This is a genomic window from Candidatus Chloroploca mongolica, from assembly GCF_004762035.2.
Lineage (GTDB): Bacteria > Chloroflexota > Chloroflexia > Chloroflexales > Chloroflexaceae > Chloroploca > Chloroploca mongolica.
This window is the reverse complement of the sequence record NZ_SIJK02000014.1, coordinates 55,407-78,287: the sequence shown is the minus strand read 5'-3', so window position 1 is coordinate 78,287 and position 22,881 is coordinate 55,407. Positions and strand designations below refer to the sequence as shown.

The 22,881-nt window shown below is 57.6% G+C and carries 19 protein-coding genes; 13 read left to right on the top strand and 6 right to left on the bottom strand.

Annotation, left to right across the window (positions count from 1 at the left end; translation table 11 throughout):
- Window positions 1–3 precede the first annotated feature (3 nt).
- From glgX to EYB53_RS09955, 4 genes are all read left to right on the top strand, one after another.
- The gene (gene glgX, locus EYB53_RS09970; RefSeq protein ID WP_135478043.1) at window positions 4–2,160 is read left to right on the top strand and encodes a glycogen debranching protein GlgX; all 2,157 of its coding nucleotides are present in this window, start codon (window positions 4–6) and stop codon (window positions 2,158–2,160) included.
- Complete coding sequence (fmt, locus tag EYB53_RS09965) at window positions 2,160–3,095, top strand: methionyl-tRNA formyltransferase (protein WP_135478042.1); 936 nt, start codon at window positions 2,160–2,162, stop codon at window positions 3,093–3,095. Before glgX ends, fmt begins: the two co-directional genes overlap by 1 nt.
- Window positions 3,096–3,351: 256 nt before the next feature.
- Entirely contained in the window at window positions 3,352–3,693 is a 342-nt protein-coding gene (locus tag EYB53_RS09960) for an RNA recognition motif domain-containing protein (protein ID WP_135478041.1), read from the top strand.
- A gap of 74 nt (window positions 3,694–3,767) precedes the next feature.
- A complete protein-coding gene (locus EYB53_RS09955; protein WP_135478040.1) occupies window positions 3,768–4,997 on the top strand; it encodes a trans-sulfuration enzyme family protein in 1,230 nt (409 codons plus the stop codon).
- A gap of 86 nt (window positions 4,998–5,083) precedes the next feature.
- Here EYB53_RS09955 and EYB53_RS09950 read toward each other — a convergent pair whose 3' ends face one another.
- Both EYB53_RS09950 and EYB53_RS09945 read right to left on the bottom strand, forming a co-directional pair.
- A complete protein-coding gene (locus EYB53_RS09950; protein ID WP_135478039.1) occupies window positions 5,084–5,926 on the bottom strand; it encodes a DUF2085 domain-containing protein in 843 nt (280 codons plus the stop codon).
- Window positions 5,923–6,486, bottom strand: a complete 564-nt coding sequence (locus EYB53_RS09945; RefSeq protein ID WP_135478038.1) for a TlpA family protein disulfide reductase — start codon at window positions 6,484–6,486, stop codon at window positions 5,923–5,925. Before EYB53_RS09945 ends, EYB53_RS09950 begins: the two co-directional genes overlap by 4 nt.
- Window positions 6,487–6,599: 113 nt before the next feature.
- Here EYB53_RS09945 and EYB53_RS09940 point away from each other — a divergent pair, with 113 nt between their 5' ends.
- Window positions 6,600–6,884 (top strand): DUF427 domain-containing protein, encoded by a 285-nt coding sequence (locus tag EYB53_RS09940; RefSeq protein WP_135478037.1) that lies wholly within the window; start codon window positions 6,600–6,602, stop codon window positions 6,882–6,884.
- Window positions 6,885–6,955: 71 nt separating this feature from the next.
- On the opposite strand, the gene EYB53_RS09935 is transcribed toward EYB53_RS09940, so the two are convergent.
- Together EYB53_RS09935 and EYB53_RS09930 are read right to left on the bottom strand one after the other, a co-directional pair.
- The gene (locus EYB53_RS09935) at window positions 6,956–7,897 is read right to left on the bottom strand and encodes a DUF4349 domain-containing protein (RefSeq protein WP_135478036.1); all 942 of its coding nucleotides are present in this window, start codon (window positions 7,895–7,897) and stop codon (window positions 6,956–6,958) included.
- Window positions 7,898–8,050: 153 nt separating this feature from the next.
- Window positions 8,051–9,205, bottom strand: a complete 1,155-nt coding sequence (locus EYB53_RS09930; protein ID WP_135478035.1) for a M20 family metallopeptidase — start codon at window positions 9,203–9,205, stop codon at window positions 8,051–8,053.
- A gap of 66 nt (window positions 9,206–9,271) precedes the next feature.
- On the opposite strand from EYB53_RS09930, the gene EYB53_RS09925 reads away from it, so the two are divergent.
- The 6 genes from EYB53_RS09925 to glyA all read left to right on the top strand — a co-directional run bounded on the left by EYB53_RS09925 (window position 9,272) and on the right by glyA (window position 15,186).
- Entirely contained in the window at window positions 9,272–9,550 is a 279-nt protein-coding gene (locus EYB53_RS09925) for a hypothetical protein (protein WP_205712622.1), read from the top strand.
- Window positions 9,550–10,746 carry a GNAT family N-acetyltransferase gene (locus EYB53_RS09920; RefSeq protein ID WP_135478034.1) on the top strand — a complete coding sequence of 399 codons (1,197 nt, stop codon included), beginning with the start codon at window positions 9,550–9,552 and terminating at the stop codon, window positions 10,744–10,746. The genes EYB53_RS09925 and EYB53_RS09920 overlap by 1 nt, the downstream gene beginning before the upstream one ends.
- 170 nt (window positions 10,747–10,916) lie before the next feature.
- Window positions 10,917–11,648 carry a metal-dependent hydrolase gene (locus EYB53_RS09915; RefSeq protein WP_135478033.1) on the top strand — a complete coding sequence of 244 codons (732 nt, stop codon included), beginning with the start codon at window positions 10,917–10,919 and terminating at the stop codon, window positions 11,646–11,648.
- Window positions 11,649–11,667: 19 nt separating this feature from the next.
- Window positions 11,668–12,612, top strand: a complete 945-nt coding sequence (locus EYB53_RS09910) for a D-2-hydroxyacid dehydrogenase (RefSeq protein WP_135478032.1) — start codon at window positions 11,668–11,670, stop codon at window positions 12,610–12,612.
- Between the two features lie 9 nt (window positions 12,613–12,621).
- On the top strand, window positions 12,622–13,914 hold the full coding sequence (locus EYB53_RS09905) for a Gmad2 immunoglobulin-like domain-containing protein (RefSeq protein WP_135478031.1): 1,293 nt from the start codon (window positions 12,622–12,624) through the stop codon (window positions 13,912–13,914).
- Window positions 13,915–13,932: 18 nt separating this feature from the next.
- On the top strand, window positions 13,933–15,186 hold the full coding sequence (gene glyA / locus EYB53_RS09900; RefSeq protein WP_135478030.1) for a serine hydroxymethyltransferase: 1,254 nt from the start codon (window positions 13,933–13,935) through the stop codon (window positions 15,184–15,186).
- Between the two features lie 59 nt (window positions 15,187–15,245).
- Here the strand turns inward: glyA and EYB53_RS09895 are convergent, their stop codons facing one another.
- Window positions 15,246–16,610, bottom strand: coding sequence for a peptidase MA family metallohydrolase (locus EYB53_RS09895; RefSeq protein ID WP_135478029.1), 1,365 nt, complete (start codon window positions 16,608–16,610; stop codon window positions 15,246–15,248).
- 180 nt (window positions 16,611–16,790) lie between these two features.
- Complete coding sequence (ppk1, locus tag EYB53_RS09890; protein WP_135478028.1) at window positions 16,791–18,899, bottom strand: polyphosphate kinase 1; 2,109 nt, start codon at window positions 18,897–18,899, stop codon at window positions 16,791–16,793.
- 179 nt (window positions 18,900–19,078) lie between these two features.
- Between ppk1 and rpsA the strand changes: the two genes are divergently transcribed.
- Together rpsA and EYB53_RS09880 are read left to right on the top strand one after the other, a co-directional pair.
- Complete coding sequence (rpsA, locus tag EYB53_RS09885) at window positions 19,079–20,287, top strand: 30S ribosomal protein S1 (protein ID WP_135478027.1); 1,209 nt, start codon at window positions 19,079–19,081, stop codon at window positions 20,285–20,287.
- Between the two features lie 46 nt (window positions 20,288–20,333).
- Window positions 20,334–22,865, top strand: a complete 2,532-nt coding sequence (locus tag EYB53_RS09880; protein ID WP_135478026.1) for an ATP-dependent Clp protease ATP-binding subunit — start codon at window positions 20,334–20,336, stop codon at window positions 22,863–22,865.
- The last annotated feature ends 16 nt before the right edge of the window (window positions 22,866–22,881 follow it).

Genomic DNA, 22,881 nt, shown 5'->3' with positions numbered 1-22,881 from the left:
CTTATGTCCTCGATCTGGCCTGGAAAACCCTATCCACTTGGGGCTCATTGGGACGGCGAGGGCGTCAATTTTGCCCTCTTTTCGGCCCATGCTACTAGGGTGGAACTCTGTCTCTTTGCCGATCCTGCATCCCCTCGTGAGTTGACACGCATCGTTTTGCCCGAACGCACCGAGGATATTTGGCATGGCTATCTCCCCGGTCTTGCCCCCGGTCAACTCTATGGCTATCGTGTCTATGGCCCTTATCAGCCTGCCCACGGACATCGTTTTAATCCGCATAAACTCTTGATCGATCCGTATGCCTATGCGCTTTCTGGTGTTATCGCCTGGGATAATTCGCTCTATGGCTATCGGGTGGGCAGTCCGTACACCGATCTGACGATCGGCAAACGCGATAGTGCGCCGTATGTGCCTCGTTCGGTGGTCGTTGATCCACGCTTTGATTGGGGCGATGATCGCCATCCTAATATCCCGCTCCACGAATCGGTCATCTATGAACTGCACGTCAAGGGCTTTACGATGCAGCATCCCGATGTGCCGAAAGAGTTGCGTGGTACCTACGCTGGCCTGGCGAGCAAACCGGCCATTGCGTATCTCAAAGATCTTGGGGTGACGGCGGTGGAGTTGCTGCCGATCCATCATTTCCTTAATGATCAGTTTCTCGTTGAGCGTGAACTGACCAATTACTGGGGCTATCAGAGCCTCGGTTTTTTTGCGCCCGATCCCCGGTATGCCCGCAAGAGTGGGCGCGGTGAACAGGTCGCCGAGTTCAAGCAGATGGTCAAGCAACTCCACGCTGCCGGGATCGAGGTGATCCTCGATGTGGTCTATAACCATACCGGTGAGGGCAATCAGCTTGGCCCAACGATTGCTTTCCGTGGGCTTGACAATGCCTCGTACTATCGCCTGGTGCCCGATGGTCCCCGGTACTATATGGATTACACCGGTACCGGCAATAGTCTCAATACAACCCATCCTCGTGTCTTGCAGCTCGTGATTGATAGCCTCCGCTATTGGGTCACGGAGATGCATGTCGATGGCTTCCGCTTTGATTTGGCGCGAACCCTCGTGCGTGGCGAGGGCGATCGGCCAAGTGCTTTTTTTGATGTAATCAAGCTCGATCCGGTGCTTTCACGGGTCAAATTGATTGCCGAGCCGTGGGACGTTGGTCCCGATGGCTATTGGGTCGGGCGTTTCCCCTCACCCTGGGCCGAGTGGAATGGCAAATATCGCGATAATGTGCGCAAGTTCTGGAAGGGTGACGGCGCTCAGGCCGCCGAGTTTGCGTCGCGCATTATGGGTTCGATGGATCTCTATCGGCATAATGGGCGTCGCCCGTACCATAGCATCAATTTTGTGACGGCCCACGATGGCTTTACCCTCCGCGATCTTGTTAGCTATAACGAGAAACATAATAGCGCCAATGGCGAAGATAATCGCGATGGCGATAACCACAATAATTCCTGGAATTGTGGGGTCGAGGGTCCAACCGAAGAACCCGTCACCAGTGAGATGCGCTTGCGCCAGATGCGCAATTTCCTCGCGACGCTCTTCCTTTCGCAGGGCACGCCGATGCTTGTCGCTGGTGATGAGCGCGGTCGTACCCAGGGTGGCAATAATAATGCCTATTGCCAGGATAATCCGATCTCGTGGCTCGATTGGACCCCCGATCCCGAAGCCGATCTTCTGCTGGCCTTTACACGTCGTCTGATTGCGCTGCGCCGTAAGCATCCGTTGCTTCACCGCCGGAATTTCTTCCAGGGGCCGTTGCATCCTGGTAGTGCCGAGTATGATGTTGAATGGCTCAGCCCCGATGGTCAAGAAATCGGCCCCGGGCTCTGGAATAATAGCGAGTTGCGCTGTATCGGTCTGTTGCTCAACGGGCGCGTGATGAAAGAGGTCGATGAGCAGGGTCAGCCGGTACATGACGATGTCCTCTTGATCCTCTTCAATGCGGGCCATGATCCGATTCCGTTCATTTTGCCCGATTGGCCTGATGATCCGTCGTGGGAAGTGCTGGTTGACACGGCACCGGTCGATGCCGATGGCACCGTCCAACCTACCAGCGAAGTCTATGTCGTTCAGCCTCGTTCCCTGGTGGTGCTGGCTGAACGGACACGCTTTCCTGAGTTGTCTGCTACGTTGAAGGATGATGCCTGATGCGTGTGATCTTTATGGGCAGCCCGACGTTTGCCGTGCATCCCCTCGAAGCGCTGGTTGCTGCCGGGTACGAGGTGGTTGCGGTTGTCACCCAACCCGACCGTCCCGCAGGCCGTGGCGGCAAGTTGACGCCCCCTCCGGTCAAGACGGCGGCGCTCGCCCTTGGTCTGCCGGTGCTGCAACCTGCAACCCTGCGTGATCCCGAGGTGGTGGCAACCATCGCGGCCTGTGCGCCTGATCTTGGCGTGGTGGCTGCCTATGGCGAGATCCTGCGCCGTAATGTGCTTGCTCTCCCGCCGCTTGGCTTTCTCAACATCCATCCCTCGTTGCTGCCGCTCTATCGGGGGCCGACGCCGGTTACCGGCGCAATCCTTGCCGGTGACGAGTTCACCGGGGTGACCATTATCCGGCTTGACCCCGGGATGGATAGTGGCCCAATATTGGCCCAGGCGGTGGTGCCGCTTCCTGCCGATGCTCGTGCTGCCTCCCTTACCGATGAACTCTTTCGACTTGGCGCACGCCTGCTGGTTGAAGCAATCCCGCCCTATGCCGCCGGCCGCCTTGCGCCGCGCCCACAGGAGCATGCGCTCGCAACGGTCACCCGGATGCTGACGAAAGCCGATGGACACGTTGACTGGAGCAAGCCGGCCCTGGTGATCGAGCGGATGATCCGTGCCTATGATCCCTGGCCTGGTACCGTGACAACCTGGCGAGGCCAGGATCTGCGTTTACGCAATGCGGTTGTCCATCCCGATGTGCGCGCTGAGCAAGCCCCTGGCACCTTGCTTGGCCGTGCCGACTCGGGGGCACCCCTGATCCTGACTGGCTCAGGTGCCCTTGAGGTGACTGAACTGCATCCCGCCGGACGCCGTCCGCTGACGGGGATAGCATGGCTCAATGGGTTGCGTGAACTGATTGGAAAAATGGGAGCATAAAGACGCTTGCAGATCGGACAAAGTATGCTACAATTCTTCCGTAAGCCAACATCATACACTGTGTCATCACTGCATTTCCACTCTGATTCCACGGTGAGCCTTCGTCGCTCGAAGCATGTTGTTGTGTTCGCCGGAGCGAGCGTGCCAGGTACTCTCCAGGCCACCGGCTGTTCGAGTTCGATCGGTTCACTGTAGCGGAGACAGCGCTGCTGTCGCCATCCCTGAATCCTGCGTACCTGCGCAGAGGAGTGTTGGAATGCAAGTCAAGTTGTTTGTTGGTAATTTGCCGTGGAGTGTTGGCGACGCCGAGCTGAACCAAATTTTTGGTGCCCACGGTGAAGTTCAGAGTGCTCGTGTGATCACCGACCGTGATACTGGCCGGTCGCGTGGCTTTGGTTTTGTCGAGATGGAAGCCGCCGATATTGGTGAGTTGATCCGGGCCACTGATGGTCACGAGGTTGATGGTCGCAATCTGCGCGTCAATCAGGCTGAAGATAAGCCCGCGCGTGGCCGTAGCTCAGGTGGCGGCGGCGGCGGCGGCAGCCGGGGTGGGTATGGTGGCGGTAGTGGTGGTGGTGGTCGGCGCGATCGCTACTAGCTGATCACTCGTCAGGCGCAAGTAGCCCGGAAGTGCAATGCACCTCCGGGCTTTCGCATATGAGGAGTCTATTCATGAGCGAGCAGCAGGATCAAGCCTCCTGGCACCTCGAGACGAGCCTGGTGCATGCCGGCGAACGCACCGCTCCACCGGTGGCGACGCCAACAGTGACGCCGATCTATACCTCGACGACCTATCTTTATCCGACGCTGGACGAGCTAGATGCTGCCTTTGTCTCCGGTGAGGGGTACTTCTATACGCGCTATGGCAATCCGACGGTGGCTGCGTTCGAGCAGGCCCTGGCCCAGGCCGAGGCGGCGCGTGGTGCGGTGGCTTATAGCTCGGGTATGGCGGCATTGCATGCGGCGCTGCTGGCAGCCTCGACCCCCCGGGGCGAGACGGCACCTCGCCCGACGTCAATCCTGGCCGCTCGCGATCTCTATGGCTCGACGACTGTCTTGCTCGAAGAGTTGTTTCGGGCGCGTGGAGCCCAGGTTCACTATGTAGATCTCTGCGATGCCCAGGCTACCGCTGCGGCGATGCAAGCGTATGCACCTGCCGTTGTTTTGGCCGAATCGCTCTCAAATCCGCTTTTGCATGTGCTTGACCTGGCGAAATTGGTGGAGCAGTGCCGCACGTGTGGTGCGCGTCTGGTGATTGATGCGACCCTGGTGACGCCGGTGCTGCAACGTCCACTGACCCTCGGGGTTGATCTGGTGGTGCATAGTGCAACCAAGTATCTTGGCGGGCACGGCGATGCTGCCGGCGGCATTGTTGCCGCCCGTACTGGCCTGCTCCACGTAACCCTGGTGCAGCAGTCACGGCTGCTTGGGGCGACCCTTGGCCCATACGAGGCCCAGCAACTGCAGCGCGGGATGAAGACGCTGGCCCTGCGGATGGAACGCCAGTGTGCCAATGCGGCCCAGGTCGCCGCCTATCTCACCACGCATCCAGCCGTGGCGCACGTCTATTACCCGGGGCTTGCCGCGCATCCCGGCCACGCATTGGCGGCGGCGGCTTTTGGCGGGCGCTTTGGTGGCCTCGTGAGTTTTGAACTTGCCGATCGTACGGCGCTTCCTCGTTTTGTCGACGCGCTCCGGCTCTTTTTGCCCGCGACAACCCTTGGTGATCTCTATAGCCTGGTGAGCGTGCCGGCGCTTGCTTCCCATCGCGAACTGACCCCCGAACAACGCGCTGAGCGTGGCATTACCGATGGCCTTGTTCGGCTCTCGCTTGGCATTGAGGCCATTGATGATCTTCTGGCCGATCTTCAGCAAGCCCTCGCTTGTTTAGAGGCTGTCTGAAAAGCGTGTCAGGATCGTTGGAGTGCCGGCTTTAGCCGGCTAAAGCCGGCACTCCGGAGCAACCCGTCGACTTTTCAGGCAGCCTCTTACATGAAGCCCAGCGATTCGATCCAGAAGCGGAACGAGGCCATCGTGCCCAGAATCAGCAGGGTTGGTACCAGCGCGATCGTCGCCGGACGAGCGAGTTGGGTGAGGTGAGTCACCCGCCCTTCATAGCCAAGTACCAGGCTGGTCAGCAAGAGACTGACAAGATAGAGCACACCCGTTAATCCAAAGAAGGCAATGAAGGCGAGCGGCCAGAACATCAGGCTCAGGTTGCTATAGATGCCAACCAGAGCTACAAAATTGACCCCGATAATGCCTACAAGCTCGAACCAGTTGGTGAGAATTGGCTGATTGCTGTCAACATCTTTGCGCAATGAATTGTTCAGGATCAGGTGCATCATCACCGCAATCGAGATGCCCATGCCCATGCCGGTGATCGTACGCAGACGATTGTCAGGCGTGTACAGGTTGGTGCGCCCGAGATCGAGCCAGAACGAGTTGAAGCCGTCAGCAGCCATAATCAGCACAAAGGCAATGAGCGTCAGGCTGATCGGCAGCGGCGGGATACCACCAGCGCGCCCACGCCCGATCGCATAAAGATAGACCAGGGTGAGCAGAAAGCTGCTATAGATCCCGGCATTCCGCGCACAGATCGGAAATTGCAGGTGGCCAAAAAAAATATTATGCTGCTGCGCACAGACTCCGTGTACCACCGCATACATCTTCCACTCAAGCGGCGCACTTGGCCAGAAGAAGAGCGCAAGCATCAGCGCCCCAAAAAAAGCCCCGAACAGCCAGATCCATGGCCGTTCGGTGCGCAGTTCGCCTGGCAGAGCGACGGCCTCGAGGGGATCGTTCAGGTGGTCAGGATGTGTCTTCTTCATTCCAAAGCCTGGATACGCTCGGCAAGCATTGTTTCAGAGAGCGCACCAATATGACGGGCGCGAATTGTCCCATCGCGATTGATAAAATAGGTTACGGGTAGGCTCGTGATGCTGTAGCGCGTGCCAATCGTCCCGGTGACATCGGCAATCAGCGGGAAGCTTACCTCAACAGTGTTGGCAAAGCGCGCAATCGCGGCGGGTAGTTCGTTGCGATTGACCGCCAGAACGACCAGATCGCCCTCGGCGTCCTGGTAGACCTGCTCGATGGCTGGCATTTCCTCGATGCACGGCAGGCACCACGAGGCCCAGAAATTCAGTACGACCGGACGCCCCTGCAGATCGCTGAGGCGTTGCGTTGTTCCATCAGGCAGCGTAAAACTAAAATCAGGTGCACGATCTCCCTCAACGAGTTTGCCACTGCCCCGATCAAGCAAACGGCTCTCGACGGCAATAATGGCCGTGCTCCCCTCAAGGAGATCAGGGGGCAACGCAGTGGTCTCGGCCCGCCCGCACCCCACCAGGATAAGCGTGAAGATCAGCAAAAGCACGTAGTGTTTCATGTTTCCATTATACGCCATGCAAACGATGTTATACTACTTTTGTTGGCTTTTTTGTCAGCAAGGAGAAGATAATGCGGGGCGACACCCCGAGTATATTGAAGGAAAAAAGACCTATGGCACGTGCAATCTGGAATGGGGTTGTCATTGCAGAGAGTGAGGCAACCCGCATGGTCGAAGGCAATCACTACTTCCCCCCCGAGGCGGTGAAGCAAGAGTATCTGAGCGAGAGTTCACACCATACGGTGTGTGGTTGGAAGGGCACGGCGAGTTATTATAACGTCGTTGTTGATGGGTCTACCAACAAGGATGCGGCCTGGTATTACCCACAACCCAAAGATGCCGCCAAAGAGATCGCTGGGTACGTCGCCTTCTGGCGTGGGGTGCGCGTCGAGGCGTAAGCCGCGATCATCCTTGTCACCTCAAACAAAGCGTACGGCCAGCAGACGCTGGCCGTACGTGCTTTCAACCATCACTCGCCCTGACCCGTCGGCGTTCCGGCGGTCGCTTTGGCTGCTGGAGCTTTGCGTGGGCGTGAACGGAGCCGCCCCCATCCCCAGCGCACGATCAGCAGCAGCGGCAACCAGAGCGGGCTCCAGATGAGCAGCACAATGCCAAAGTTCAGCAGGCCCTGCCCAAAGATGACGAGGTCGCGCAGGGCCGTCTGGGCGACGCGTAATGGTTGCCACTGGCCCTCTTCAACAATCGTAGGTGGTGGTGGCACTGGGCGCAGATCAACAAAGAGCGTTGACATCGCTGCACTCTGCTGCAGATACTTCATCCGGCCCATAATCTGTTCGATCTCGCTCTGAATATCGCGCAGAGCGTAGTTGACCTGCAGGGCTGCCTCGACATCTTCGGCGCGGGTGAGCAGTTCGAGTAGTCGATCCTGTGTGGCCTCAAGGGTGCGCAGACGCGACTCGAGGTCAACAAACTCTTCGGTGACATCATCGCCACTGACGCTACGCGAAAAGATCTTCAGGGCCAACCCCTCGATGGCCGTCAGCGTCTCATCAAAGCGATTTTCGGGAACCCGCAGGGTAATCGAAGATGAGAGATTTTCCTCACTTCCGCTCGTCGAAATGCTGACAATATACCCACCCTGTTGCTCGGCAAGGGTGCGAATGTGTGCCTCTACCTCGGAAACCTGCTCAACCTGGAGTGAAAGCGACCCGTTCTTGATCACCAAACGTTCGCCAGAAGGGAGCGGCGCACCGATCTCCTGGGCTGTAGCTGCATCAGCCATGCCACGCTCGGCAGCCGCAGGTGGCATGCCCATCGGGGCCCCGCTATCTGCGCTACCTACGATAAGCGATTCATTGATGGTCTCAAACTCAGACGAAACAGTCTGCCCGCCACAACCAGCGAGGGCAAACATGATGATCAACATGGTGATGAATATGGGCGATCGCATAGTGATACTCCCCTGCTGAACTGAAACGTGTTGGTAGGCACGACGCCTCTTTATAGATCAGACGCGGAGAGAAGGGATCTAGTTCCAAGACCTTGCAAAGAAGGCCTTTTTTGACGCAAAGACGCAAAGGCGCAAAGTTTGTATGGTTTATTTCTACATGTGAGTCAACAGCATAATCAACAACGCCATGCGTTCGAGTGCCCCTGAGATGCTAATCTGTTCGTGTTCGGCATGGGCCCCTGCGCCCGGGGCACCCAGGCCATCGAGCGTCGCAATGCCCAGGGCTGCGGTGAAGTTTCCATCGCTGCCGCCACCCGTTGCACCTTCGCCGAGGTTCAATTCCAGGGCGGCCCCAAGATGGCGTGCTTCGGCAAAGAGTTGGCGTGAGGCCGGGGTGCGTTCCATCGGCGGTCGGCTGAAACTCCCTGTGGCTTCGACTTGCACCCCGGGGGTCACAGGCCGCAAGTTCTGGAAGGCCTGCTCCAGGCGACGTGCCTCGGCGCTTGTCCAGACGCGGGCGTCCACTTCCATACGAGCCTCGGCGGGCACCACATTGCGCCGCGTCCCTCCCTGTACAATGCCAACATTGGTCGTCGTTCCTGCAGCGTGATCGGCGAGCGCGTGGATCGCCAGGATCTGGTAGGCAAGTTCGCTGATCGCACTCGTCCCCTTTTCTGGCTCAACGCCCGCATGCGCTGCCCGTCCCGTGATGGTCACATTGAACATCCCGATGCCCTTGCGGGCCGTCTTGAGCTCGCCGTCGGGCTCGACAGGTGGTTCAAGCACCAGGACGTGATTGCACTCACGGGCAGTCGTTTCAATCAAGTCCCGCGACGTTGGACTACCAATCTCTTCGTCGGAGGTCAGCAACAGAATGACTGGACGTGCCAGTTGCCATGCATGCTCCTTGATTAAGTGCAGGGCAAGCTCAGCCATCGCGAGGCTGATCTTCATATCATAAAGACCTGGCCCAAAGGCGCGGTCGCCTTCGACATACATCGGGCGTTGGGCAACGGTTCCGGCTGACCAGACGGTATCGTAGTGGCAGAGGATCAAGGCAGGTTTCACCTCGCTGGTGACGCCAGGCGCGGCGACCCGAATGCGCAGGTGGTCGCCGCCCTGGGGGTTGTTTATGCGCTCAACGGTTCCCAGGGTGGCATACCTTGCGGCCAGTTCATCGGCCAGCGCATCACAGCGCACTTTGTCGCCACTTGGGGTATCATAGGCAACCAGCGTCTCGGCCAGGGTCAAGAGTTCATCACGACGCTTGAGCGCAGCCTCAAGTACGTCAGAGGGCAGGATTGACATCACAACTCCGTCTTGTTCGCGATAGAATAGGGTGAGTATAGCATATGACATCAGCGAGGTAGATCAATGCAGCGTTCTTCACTCCGCGATGGGATCCGCAGTGCTTTCAGTACGTGGTCAATCCTCAGTGCCTTTAGCGCCTGGTCAATTATCAGTGCGTTTAGTTCGTGGTCAATCTTGAGTGCCTTTAGCACTGGCTCGATCTTGAGCATTGGTAGCGCCGGTTCGATCTTGAGCGTGGGCAGTGCCGGTTCGATCTTGAGCATCGGCAGTGCCGGTTCGATCCTCAGTGTCGGTGGTTCGGGCAAAATTCTTGGGCGTCGTCGGCGGAGCAGTGAAGCCTGATGCGCACCACCTGGCACTTGGTTGAGCCTGAGGCCACCACCTGGTCAACCCTGATCGACACACTCTATGCCGAGGCCGATCCATCTGCTGGTCAGTTGCTCCCTGATTATTTTGTCAAAACGACCTTTGCCAGGATGGGCGGGCGCTTGCTCATAAACCAGGCGAACGGCGCATATGCCCTGCTCTTCCCGCGTGGCCTGCACGAGGGTCAGCGTCTCTATACGGCACGGATGCCTGATCCGGGCGCGCTTGCGCGGGGGGAGATCGAGGCGCTGCTTGCCCCTGATCGTCTCATCTGGCATGATCCCACTCGCCCCTCGCGTGGGGTTCCTTCGCACCATCTTGATGGCCCCTTTGACCTCGGCGTCCCAGAACCCCACGAACTCGCCGCGATCCGTGGGTTGCACGAGGCAATCTGGGGTGGCTCAGCGGCAGCGCGTTACCCGGATGATCTGCACAGTTCATCGTTTCAGCCCGCCACCTCGCTGGTGGCACGCTATGAACATCGGGTCGTTGGCTTCCTGCTTGGCTTTTACCGCTTTGGCCTAGCTGCCCTGAAGCACGTCGATCTGCCATACCGTCACGATCTCGCCGTCGAATCGCAGGTGATGGGCATTGCGCCCGAGGTACGGCGGATGGGCCTTGCCGTCATGCTCAAGCGTTACCAGGCCCGGCAGGTGCTGGCCCAGGGGCTTGACCTGATCCACTGGACCGTCGATCCCCTCCAATTTGGCAATGCCAGGCTCAACTTTGGGCGCCTGCGAGCGGTCGCCGGGGCCTGTTATCCAGCCTACTACCCCTTTCGGAACAGCTTGAATCTCGTGCCCGCCTCGCGGCTCGGCCTCGTCTGGTTACCCCGCTCAGCCCATGGGCAAGGTGGTCTCGTTGATCACCCAGAGCGTTCAGCCGTCGCCGCGCTGACCGACTTCCCCGACCTTGCTATTCTCAACGACGGGTTCACCCCCATCGCCACCCCGGGCAACGCTGCGGCCATTGCCATCGAAATTCCCGCCGACTGGACGACAATGCAACACACCGATCTTGCTCTTGCCTTGCGCTGGCGCACCGTCACCGATACCATCTTGACCGAGTACCTCGGCTTTACCGAGGGGCGCTACCTGCTCACCGACATTGCCAGGGAAGGCGGGCGGTGTTATGTGATTGGGCGGCGTGCTGGTGGGGTTCTGATGATTTGACGCAAAGACGCAAAGGCGCAAAGGGTGTTTAGGTCACTTCCCCCCTCGTGTTCGCCCTCTGCGCCTTATGTTATACTGCATGCGGGTAGCGTGAGTAGCCCTGTATGCTCGTACAGCATCTACGATCGTCACATACGCGATCGGTAAGCAATGGAATAAGGAGGTAACAAGTGACCATCCTCGGGAAAGATGTAACGATTACCTGGGTCGGCCACGGTACGTTTCACCTGAAGACACCTGAAGGCAAAGGTGTTTTAATTGACCCCTGGGTCGCCGCGAATCCTGTCTGTCCAGAAGTTACCAAGGCTCGGGTTACCGAGAATTTGGGCGCGATCCTGGTGACCCACGGCCATTTTGATCATATTGGCGATCTGGTCGAGATTGCGCAGCGTACCGGTGCTCCTATCGCCTGTCAGTATGATCTGCTTGATTATTTTGAGGGTCAGGGTATTACTGGTGAACAACTGATCGGTTTTAATAAGGGTGGGACGATCCGAGTCGCCGATGTGCATGTGACGATGACCAATGCCCACCATTCGAGCAGTGCCTTCGAGAATGGTCAGTTGATTAACCTTGGTACCCCGGCTGGCTTTGTGCTGCGCTTTAGCAATGGCTTCACGGTCTATCATACCGGCGATACAAGTGCAACGATGGATATGCAGATCATCGGCGATCTCTATAAGCCTGATCTGACGATTCTGCCGATTGGCGATCATTTTACGATGGATCCCCGCCAGGCTGGCTATGCCCTCAAGTTGATTCGTTCACCCTACGCCATCCCGTGCCATTTTGGTACGTTCCCGATCCTTACCGGTACCCCCGAGGCCCTCGAGGCGGCCTGTGAAGAGTTCGGTGTGGCTACGCGTGTCATTGTCCTTAAGCCTGGAGAGGCTGTCTCGTGACCGTTGAGGTTTTGTGCTGATGAAACTTATTCTTCCTGCCCAGATTCGGGATCTGCTCGTTCCTCTGCTCACTGATGATTTTACCGCTGTCTGGGTCAATGGCGATGGTGAATTTGACGGTGATCCCGCCGGGGCGGTCGCCTATTTTCGCTGGTGGGGCGAGCAAGAAGCCTTTCTGAAGGTGATCCGGGTGGCGCACGACCTGCGCTGGGTGCATACGCCCAGCGCAGGTGTTGATCACCTGCTCGTTCCAGAGATTTTTGAACGCGATCTCATCCTTACCAATAGCGCTGGTGTCCATGCGATCCCGATGGCCGAGTTTGTCTTTGCGCTGCTGCTGAGTCGCGTCAAGCAGTTGCCTACCTATCAAGCCGCACAGGCTGAGTGCCGTTGGGCTCGTGGGCTCGATCTGCACGAGTTGTATGGCGCAACGATGCTTATCCTTGGGATCGGTGGCATCGGTGAAGCTATTGCCCAACGTGCGGTCGCTTTTGGCATGCGGGTCTGGGGGAGCCGACGAACGAACCGCCCGTCACCGTATGCCGAGCGGGTGGTGACGGGCAATGATTGGCACGCCCTCTTGCCTGAAGCTGATTATGTCGTCGTGGCGGCTCCGTTGACGCCCGAGACACGGGGGATGATCAATGCCGAGGTGCTGGCGATGATGCGCCCGTCAGCGTTTCTCGTTAATGTGGCGCGTGGCCCGCTTGTTGACGAACAGGCGTTGATCGAAGCGCTGCAACAGGGGCGTATTGCCGGCGCTGCCCTTGATACTTTTGCCGAGGAACCTCTGCCCCCCGCAAGCCCGCTCTGGCACCTGCCCAATGTGATGATTACACCTCACGCCACGGCCAATTCACTGCGGATGCACGAACGCCAGGTGGCCCTCTTCCTTGATAATGTGCAGCGGTTTCAACGTGGACAACCATTGCTGAATCTGGTGGATAAGGCGGCTGGATATTAAGAGAGGTGTATGATGCGTCGTGTATTGATGATGCTCGTCCTCGTGGCCGCTCTGCTTGCGCTGTTGCCCGCTGGCAATACCCAGGCTCAGAGCGATGCTCGCTGTTTCCCTGAAACTGGCTTCTGTATCTCCGGGCCGATCCGTCAGTATTGGGAACGCAACGGTGGCCTAATGGTCTTTGGTTTTCCGATTACGCCAGTGCAGACCGAGACGGTTGAGAATTGGACCGGGCCGGTGCAGTGGTTCGAGCGCGATCGCCTTGAGGATCATTCCCGCGAACGTCAGGGTGTGCTCGCTGGTCGTCTCGGTGTTGAGCGGCTTGCTCAACAGGGTCGCCCTTGGCAGTTCCGCCCCCTCGGCCCGCCTCCGCAGCCGGGTTGCCGCGGGTTTGTCGAGACGGGCTACTATATGTGTGGGGGCTTCCTCACCTATTGGCAGCGCAATGGTGGCCTCGAGCGGTTTGGCTATCCGGTGACTGATCTCATCGTCGAGAACCTCAATGGCCGTGATTATACGGTGCAGTATTTCGAGCGCCGTCGCATGGAGTACCATCCCGAGAATCGCCCGCCCTTCGATATTTTGCTCGGTCTGCTTGGTCGCGAGGTGCGTGATAGTGCCCTTGTCATCCCACCGCCACCCCCGCCTCCACCACCAATCAGCCAGCAGATTGCGATCAGTGAACCGGCTGATAATGCCGTCATCAGTAGTCCGATTCGTGTGAGTGGTTCCACCACGCGGATGCCCGCTGGCAATACGTTGCGCTATCGCTTCTATGAGCCGAATGGCTTTGAATTGGCGCGAGGGACGATTCCCGTCATTGCGCAACCCAACGGTACCGGTAACTTTAGCACCCGCCTCGCCTATCGTGCCCCGAATGGCGAGCGCGTTTTGCTCGAATTGGCCGAAATTGATCCCACCACCGGTGCGATCATTGCCCGTACCGAGCGTTCCGTCCGCTATGCCCCAACTGGTGCGCAGCAGATCACGATTGATCGCCCTTCCAGTGGCTCCACTATTGGTACGCGGTTGCAAGTCGCCGGTCGTACCGCGATCTTCCCGTCAGAAGGCGATCTCTTCTTGAATGTGATTGATGGCAGTGGTCGTTTGATCGCCAATTTTGCTTTTGCGGTTGGTGGGACACCCGATCAGCCCGCCAGTTTCTTTGTTGATGTGACGATCCCTGATCAGCGTGGGCGCTTGGTGACGGTGGAGGTCGTTGATATCAATGCCCGTGGTGATGTCTTGGCGCGGGCACAGGTGAATGTCTTTGCCGGTACCCCTGGCCCGTATCCTGTACCCTGAGAAAAGGAGTTGAGCGCAATGCTGGAACATCTTCGCCAGGTCGATCCGGCCGTTGCCGCTGCGATTGAGCACGAGGCTCGCCGTCAGCGTGAAGGGCTTGAACTGATCGCCAGTGAAAACTATACGAGTCTGGCCGTGATGGAGGCCCAGGGTTCGATTTTGACCAATAAGTATGCCGAGGGGTTGCCTGGCAAACGCTACTATGGTGGCTGTGAGTTTGTTGATCAGATCGAGCAATTGGCGATTGATCGCGCCCTTGAATTGTTTGGGGCCAAGGCGGCCAATGTGCAACCCCATAGTGGCGCTCAGGCCAATATCGCGGTCTTCAATGCTCTTTTGAAGCCCGGTGATACCATCCTCGGGATGCGCCTTGACCACGGCGGCCACCTGACCCACGGCAGCCCCGTTAATTTCTCGGGGCGCTGGTACGATGTCCATTTCTATGGTGTTGATCTGGCTAGTGGCCAGATTGATTATGATGATCTGATGCAAAAAGCCCGGACGGTGCGGCCCAAGTTGATTACCTCGGGGGCAAGTGCGTATCCTCGCCAGATTGATTTTGCCCGGATGCGCCAGATCGCCGATGAGGTCGGGGCCTTGTTGATGGCCGATATTGCCCATATCGCCGGCCTGGTCGCCGCAGGTGAGCATCCTTCGCCGATTGGTCACGCTCAGGTGGTGACAACCACGACGCACAAGACGCTGCGTGGTCCACGGGGTGGGTTGATCTTGATGGAAGAAGATCTGGCGAAGGTGATCAATTCAAGTGTCTTCCCCGGTACGCAGGGTGGCCCGCTGATGCACGTCATTGCCGGCAAAGCGGTCGCCTTTGGCGAGGCGCTGCGCCCCGAGTTCAAAGCCTACGCCGCCCAGATCCGTCGCAATGCGCATGCCCTCGCGACGGGCTTGATGGACCGTGGCCTGACCCTGATCAGCGGCGGTACTGATAATCACTTGATGCTGCTCGATCTTACCTCACTTGGCATTACTGGGGCCCAGGCGCAAAAGGCCCTTGACCGTGCCCATATGACGGTCAATAAGAATGCCATCCCCGATGATCCGCAGCCGCCTGTGCGGACAAGCGGGATTCGCATCGGAACGCCCGCTGTTACAACGCGGGGGATGCGTGAGGCCGAAATGACGCAGATCGCCGACTGGATTGCGCAGGTACTCCATCATGCTACCGATGAAGCCCTGATCACGCGCATTGCCGGTGAGGTCGAAAGCCTTTGCACGGGCTTCCCCGTGCCTTCCGATAGCGTGCCAGTCTAAACAGATCAGTTCTACACCCCCTCTTCGCCCAGCATAGCTGGGCGAAGAGGGGAACATGATTACCAGATCTCGGCAGGTCGCCGAAAAGCCCAGCCAAGCAGACTCAGCACCACCCCGAAGCTTCCGAGGATCAGCAAGCCGAACCCAACCAGGCGCTGTTGCGTTGCCAGGCTATCACGGAGCCGTTCGGCGTTACTCCGCCGTAGCGTATCACCGAGGGCCGCAAATTCGGCGGCGGCCCGGTCGGCTTGCAGATGCGCCTGTGGATAGTTGAAGCCGCGCGTCAACTCAACCGCCTGAGCCAGGACACTGGTGGCCTGCATGCCACGCGTAGCCCGTGCAGCGTAGATCGCCAGTACTTCGGCCTGTCGTGCGTCATTCAACTCGGCGTAGAGGTGTTGGGCATCAGCAACGAGCCGGATGGCACGCTCGTAGTCCCCCTGTTGCAGCGCTTGCCGCGCACTCTCGGCCAGTTGTTCGGCCCGCATGCCTTGCGCACTACGTGCAAGCAAGGCCTCGGCTTCGGCCACCACCGTGGCTGGTTGGGTGTCGGCATGATTCTTGAGCCACTCGACCGTTGTCCGCAACTCCTGCTCGGCGGCGGCGTAACTGCCCTGGTTGACCAGACTGCGCACAAAACTCAGATCATACGCCACCAGTGCGTTGCGCTGGTAGCCCCCCTCGAGATACTCGGGTAACCAGTCGCGCCAGGCCAGTTCCAGTTCAGCTGCCGAACGCTGATAGGTTTGCACCAGCGCCTCGCGAAAGCTCGGTGTACGTCCACTCAGAATCAGAAACTCACGCATGCGCGTGAAGCCGTACTGCTCAATGAGAAACGCCACCACCGAGAGACTCTGTGGGTAGCCAATTTCAGGTTGCCCATAGATGCGCTCGCGGTCGTCAAATGCACTCCAGGGCATCAACAGGCCGCGTTCATAGGCCTGACGGAGCGCTCGGATGCGCTGTTCCAGCTCATCAGCAGGTCGTTCCATATATTGGGCAATGCCCTCGTGGAACCCGGTATTGAGCTGATTATTGCTGAGATCGGCGGCAATAATATGCGTGAGTTCATGGCGCACATTATTCTTGACCCCCTCTTCACTCTGCGCCGCAGTCCGTTCGACAATCACGACCAGTTCGCGGAGGCGAAAGTCGGCGTGGGCGATCACGCCTGGCACATTGCGTGCGCTCGGGTTGACCGCAAAGTAGTCGGCACTCCCCGGATAGAGCCGCAATGTGAGGGGGGGAGTGGTACGATAATTGAAGGCCGCAGCCAGATCGTCATAGATCACATCGACCCATGCCTCATAACGGCGTGCTTCCTCTTCCCCGTTAGCGCGGTACAGAATCCGAAAATAGTCGGTTTGTAGCTCGCGCCAGTCAAGGCTCTCCTGCGCTTGCGTTGGGGTTGCCATCAGCAGCATTGCCAGAAGCACCACGAGGCTGAGCAATCCGACTCGTAGCTGTCCCCACCTGGGGCTGGGAGCGAGGGCGTCCCGCCCTCGGGTTCCGTGCGAGGGCGGGACGCCTTCACTCCCAGGAGAAGTGTGGACACCTCCTCCGGATCGTACCTTGAGACTCATTCCTATCCTTTCACCGATATGCTACTCACCAAGCATCCATGCTGGCACCTGACTATCAACTGGTTCATCCTCACCAGGAGTGCGCCGTTCATAGGTTCCATTGGCGTGGAGCACGTGGGCGCGGGTATTATCATTGAGATAGGTGTCGAGCATCGTCTTGCGAACATAGCGGGCGAGCGCCGGATCTTCCACGGGAAAGAGTTCCTCGACCCGTCGATCAAGGTTGCGCTCCATCAGATCAGCACTGCCCAGGTAGATCTCGGGTTCACCGCCATTGCCGAAATAGTAGATCCGGTGATGCTCAAGAAACGGGCCGATAATGCTGCGCACGCGGATGTTCTCGCTCACACCGGGCAGTCCAGGGCGGAGGGCACACATACCGCGGACAATGAGATCAATCTGGACACCAGCCTTCGAGGCACGGTAGAGCGCATCGATCATCTGGCGATCAACCAGCGCATTGACTTTAATAATGATCCGCCCGTTGCCCGTCGTCGCCTGGCGTTGCATTTCACGTTCAATCATCGCTAGCAGGCGATGGCGCATGGTGACCGGGGCAACCAGCAGCTTGCGATACTGGTCACGCCGCCCATAGGCGGTCAGCGAATTGAAGAGCTCGACAACATCAGCGGTAATATCCTCGCGGCATGTAAAGAGCCCCAGGTCGGTATAGATGCGCGCTGTGGTCGCATTGTAATTACCGGTACCAAGATGCGCATAACAACGCAACCGGTCGGCTTCTTGCCGCACCACCAGCGCGAGCTTGGCATGAACTTTCAAGCCGACCAGACCATAGACCACATGGACGCCGGCACGCTCAAGAGCTCTAGCCCAGACAATATTATTCTCTTCATCAAAACGTGCCTTGAGTTCGACCACCGCCGTCACCTGCTTGCCCAGCTCGCGAGCGTGCATCAACGCACGCACAATCGGTGAGTTACTCCCGACGCGATACAGAGTCTGCTTGATCGCGAGCACATGGGGATCTTCGGCGGCGGCGTGAATGAAATCAATCACGGGTGAAAACGAGTGGTAGGGATGATGGAGCAGAATATCGCCGCCACGAATCGTCTCAAAGATATCGGAATTGTTTTGCAAAACAAGGGGCACAACCGGCACATAGGGCGGATCCTTGAGATCTGGTCGATCGAGGCGATAGAGATTGAAGAGATCGGCGAGCCCGAGGGGGCCGCGCACGGTATAAATATCATTGGACTCGATCTTCAGATTGGTCGACAAGATCGTCGCAATGCGTTCAGGCATCGACGAGTCAATGGTCAGGCGTACCACCTCGCCAAACCGCCGCTGGCGCACCCCCTGCTCGATGGTTTCGAGCAGATCGTTGGCTTCGTCCTCTTCGATCTCCATATCGGCATTGCGTACCACGCGAAACGGGTAATGCTCTACAATCTCGACCCCGGGAAAGAGCAGATCAAGATGGGCGGCAATCGCCTGCTCGATCCAGACAAAACATGCCTGACGGCCTGCCGGCTGGTCGTGTACCACTTCGCAGAGCTCTTGCGGCAAAGCGATAAGGCGTGGCAGTACCTCGGGCACCTTCACACGGGCAAAGAGTTCGCCCTTGTCACGATCACGTATGACCACCGCGAGATTGAGACTCAGGTTAGAGATAAAAGGGAAGGGGCGGCTGCTATCAAAGGCTAGAGGGGTCAGGACTGGAAAAATCTGTTGCTGATAATACGTGCGCAACCAGTCTTTTTGCTGACGATTTAAGTTGTCATAATTATATAAATGGATATGCTGTTCACGGAGACTCGGCAGCAAATCATTGAGCAACAGATCACGCTCTTGAACGAGAAGGGGTAGCAAGGCCTGGCGAATATGATGGAGTTGTTCGGTCGGCGTTGCCCCATCGCGTGATAATTTCTGGACACCCGCACTGATTTGCTGCTTGATGCCACTCACGCGGATCATAAAAAATTCGTCAAGATTCGAGGCCCAGATCGACAGGAATTTTATCCGTTCAAGCAGGGGGTTCCGAACATCGAACGCCTCTTCGATCACACGGCGGTTGAACTCGATCCAGCTCAACTCGCGGTTGAAATAGCGCGAATTAGGGTTCGTGAATAGCTCAACGGTCTCTTCGGATGGCACATCCTGCGTTGTCATATCAGCCTCTGGCTGGATTAGGTGGGGGTACACATTGCTCTTGTAGTATAACAAGCCCGTACGTGATCAGCAAGCATACCCTTGCGCTTTGTGCAGTACGGGCGTATAATTCAAACGACTGTTTCTGCTTCCTGTCCCATCTTCGGTAGAGTCTTTCACTGTGTACTCAAGGACGGCGCATGGAAGAATTGAAGGGGAACGCTGCCGAGTCTGAGGCACAACCCACACCCGCACACGTTGAGAATGGCAACGACTTCGAGGCTGAGGATCTTGCTCTGATGGAGCAGTTCCTCAATGATCCGGCTCACGACTACCGTAACCTCAAATATGGCGATACGGTGGATGGTCTGATCATGCGTGTCGAACGTGATGAAATCCTCGTTGATATCGGTTCAAAGGCTGAAGGAATCGTTCCGTCACGCGAGATGCAATCGTTGGCGGCAGAAGATCGCGCTGCTTTGCAGGTCGGCGATCCTTTGCTGGTCTTTGTTGTCCAGTCTGAAGATAAAGAGGGGCGGGCAATCCTCTCGATTGATAAGGCGCGTCAAGAGCGAAGCTGGCGCTTGCTTCAGGCTGCCTATGAGAAGGGCGAGGTCATCTCGGCCCGGGTTGTGAATTACAATAAGGGTGGGTTGCTCGTCAATTTAGAGGGCGTCCGTGGTTTTGTTCCGGCTTCGCAGGTTTCGGGCATTAGTCGTGGCCCCGATACCCAGAAGCAGTCTGATATGGCGCGGATGGTCAATACTGACCTGAGGCTGAAAGTGATTGAACTGAACCGTAATCGCAATCGCCTGATCCTCTCCGAGCGCCAGGCTATGCAAGAATCGCGCGAGAGCAAGAAAGATGAATTGCTTGCATCGTTGCGCGAAGGTGATGTGCGTGAGGGGACGATTAGCTCGGTCTGTGATTTCGGGGCATTTGTTGATATCGGTGGTGCTGATGGCCTTGTCCATATGTCCGAAATTTCGTGGAGCCGGGTGAAACATCCCGGTGAGGTGCTCAATGTTGGTGATCACTTGCTGGTGATGATCTTAAGCATTGATCACGAGCGTAAACGTATTGCGCTGTCGATTAAACGGACACAGCATGAACCCTGGTCCCGTGTCGGTGAACGTTATCAACTGGGTCAGGTGGTTGAAGGGGTTATTACACAGCTTACGTCATTTGGCGCGTTTGCCCGCATTGAAGATGGGGTCGAGGGTTTGATCCATATTTCAGAAATGGGCGATGAGCCGATGCAACATCCTCGCGAGTTTCTTGCGGAAGGGGCTGTGGTGCAGGCACGCATTATTCGCATCGATCCAACCCGCAAGCGAATGGGCTTGAGCCTGCGTGTGAACCGTGAGTCTGGTGAAGACGTTGATGAGAGCGGTGAGCAAGGCGAGTGAGCAAGGCAAGCTCGTGACTTGCCAGCGATAGCTAGTGGAGAATACCATGTCTGACCTCTATAGTAAGTTTACCAAGCGCGCCAAGCAGGTTCTCCAGCTTGCGCACGAAGAGGCCCGCTCGTTTAACCACCCGTATATCGGGACCGAGCATATCCTCCTCGGTTTGATTCGCGAGAGTGAGGGCATTGCCGCACGCGTTCTTGATGATCTGGGGGTCAAACTCGCCCAGGCCCGTAGCGCGGTTGAGTTTATTGTTGGGACAGGTGAGGGTACGCCCGTTACCGATCAGGAGTTGACCGCCCGCGCCCAGAAAGTGATTAAGTATGCCATTGAAGAGGCAGGCCGCCTCTATCATCACTATATTGGCACCGAACATTTGCTCCTTGGCCTCGTGCGCAATGGCGAAGGTGTGGCTACTGGTGTGCTCGATATTATGGGCGTGAGCCTTGAACAGGTGCGCAATCAGGTGATGCGCGTCCTGCGGCACGGAACCACTGGTACCGCTCCTGAGCAGCGCGGAGCCGGCGGGAGTCAGTCGGGTGCCCAGCGCCAGTCCAAGACGCCGTACCTCGATGCCCTTGGTACCGATTTGACCGAGATGGCCGAGGCTGGGCGCCTTGATCCGATTATTGGCCGTCAGCACGAGATTGAGCGCGTGATCCAAATCCTTTCGCGCCGTACCAAGAATAATCCGGCGTTGATTGGTGAACCCGGTGTTGGCAAAACGGCAATTGTTGAGGGTCTCGCTCAGCGCATTATTCAAGGCGATGTTCCCGATAGCATCAAGGGCAAACGCGTGGTGACCCTCGACATGGGGGCACTTGTCGCTGGGACGAAATATCGTGGTCAGTTTGAAGAACGCCTCAAACGGGTGATTGATGAGATTAAAGAGACCCGCTGCATTCTCTTTATTGATGAATTTCATACGATTATTGGTGCCGGTGGGGCTGAGGGTACACTCGATGCCGCCAATATTCTCAAGCCCGCTCTTTCCCGTGGCGAGCTCCAGACCATTGGGGCAACGACGCTCGATGAGTACCGTAAGTATATCGAGCGTGATGCGGCCCTCGAACGCCGCTTTCAGCCCGTGATGGTTGATGAGCCGTCTCTCGAAGATACGGTGCAGATTCTCCGTGGGATCAAGTCCCGCTATGAGGATTTCCATCAACTCCAGATTAGCGATGAGGCGATTAAGGCCGCTGCTGCGCTCTCGGCCCGCTATGTGCCCGACCGCCAGTTGCCCGATAAGGCGATCGATTTGATCGATGAGGCTGCCAGTCGGGTGCGCATGTATCGCTCGGCGACGCCTCCTCAGCTTCGTGATGCCCTCCGTGGCCTTGAGGCGCTCCGCAAGGAGAAAGAGGCCGCCCTCGAAGATAAGCAGTTTGATCTGGCCGCCGATCTCCGCGAGCGCGAAGAGCGTATGCAGAACCGCATTGTCCAGATTGAGGCTGATATCGGTGCCGCTGGCGGCGATGAGCGGGTCGCGGAACGCCCCTATGTCACCGATGAAGATATTGCTGAAGTTGTTGGGATGTGGACGGGCATTCCCGTGACGCGCCTCAAGGGCGATGAGACGATGCGTTTGATGCAGATGGAGGATTTCCTCCATAATCGGGTTGTTGGGCAGCAAGAGGCGATCGTGACGATCTCCAAGGCGGTGCGCCGTGCCCGCGCTGGCCTCAAAGATCCCAAGCGTCCCATCGGGAGCTTTATTTTCCTCGGGCCGACTGGGGTGGGCAAGACCGAACTTGCCAAGACGCTCGCCGAGTTTATGTTTGGCTCGGAAGAGAGTCTCATCAAGATTGATATGTCCGAGTTCCAGGAACGCCATACGACCTCGCGTCTGGTCGGCTCGCCTCCAGGCTATGTCGGGTATGGCGAGGGTGGTCAGTTGACCGATGCGGTGCGTCGCAAACCCTATAGCGTGGTGCTCTTTGATGAGATCGAGAAGGCCCATCCCGATGCCTTTAACCTGCTCCTCCAGGTGCTCGAAGATGGCAATCTGACTGATGGCAAGGGCCGCAAGGTTGACTTCCGCAATACGATCATCATCATGACCTCGAATGTTGGCACCGAGCATATCCGCCGCGCAAGCCGGATTGGTTTCGGTGGCAATGCCGATGAGATTGACCAGATGGATATGCGGCGCAAGGTTGATGATGCGCTCAAGGTGCTCTTCCGCCCCGAGTTCCTGAACCGGATTGATGCGACGATCATCTTCCATCCGTTGACCACCGAAGAGATCCATCAGATTACGACGTTGATGCTTCGCCGGGTGCAGAACCAGCTTGATGAGCACCAGATGGTGCTTGAGGTACGTGAGGATGCGCTCGATTTGCTCGCCCGCCGTGGCTATGATCCCGCGTTTGGCGCACGACCACTCCGCCGCATTATTACGAACCTGATCGAAGATCCCCTTGCCGAGGGTGTGCTTGATGCACGCTTCACCGAAGGTGATACGATTATTGCCGATGTCCACGACGAGGAGTTGCGCCTTCGCTCGCAGCGCCAGATCGATGGGGAAAATGGTGCCACTGAAGCCCATCCCGAAGAGAGCCCGGCCTTGGTTGAGTAGCTGTACCTCGGCAAAC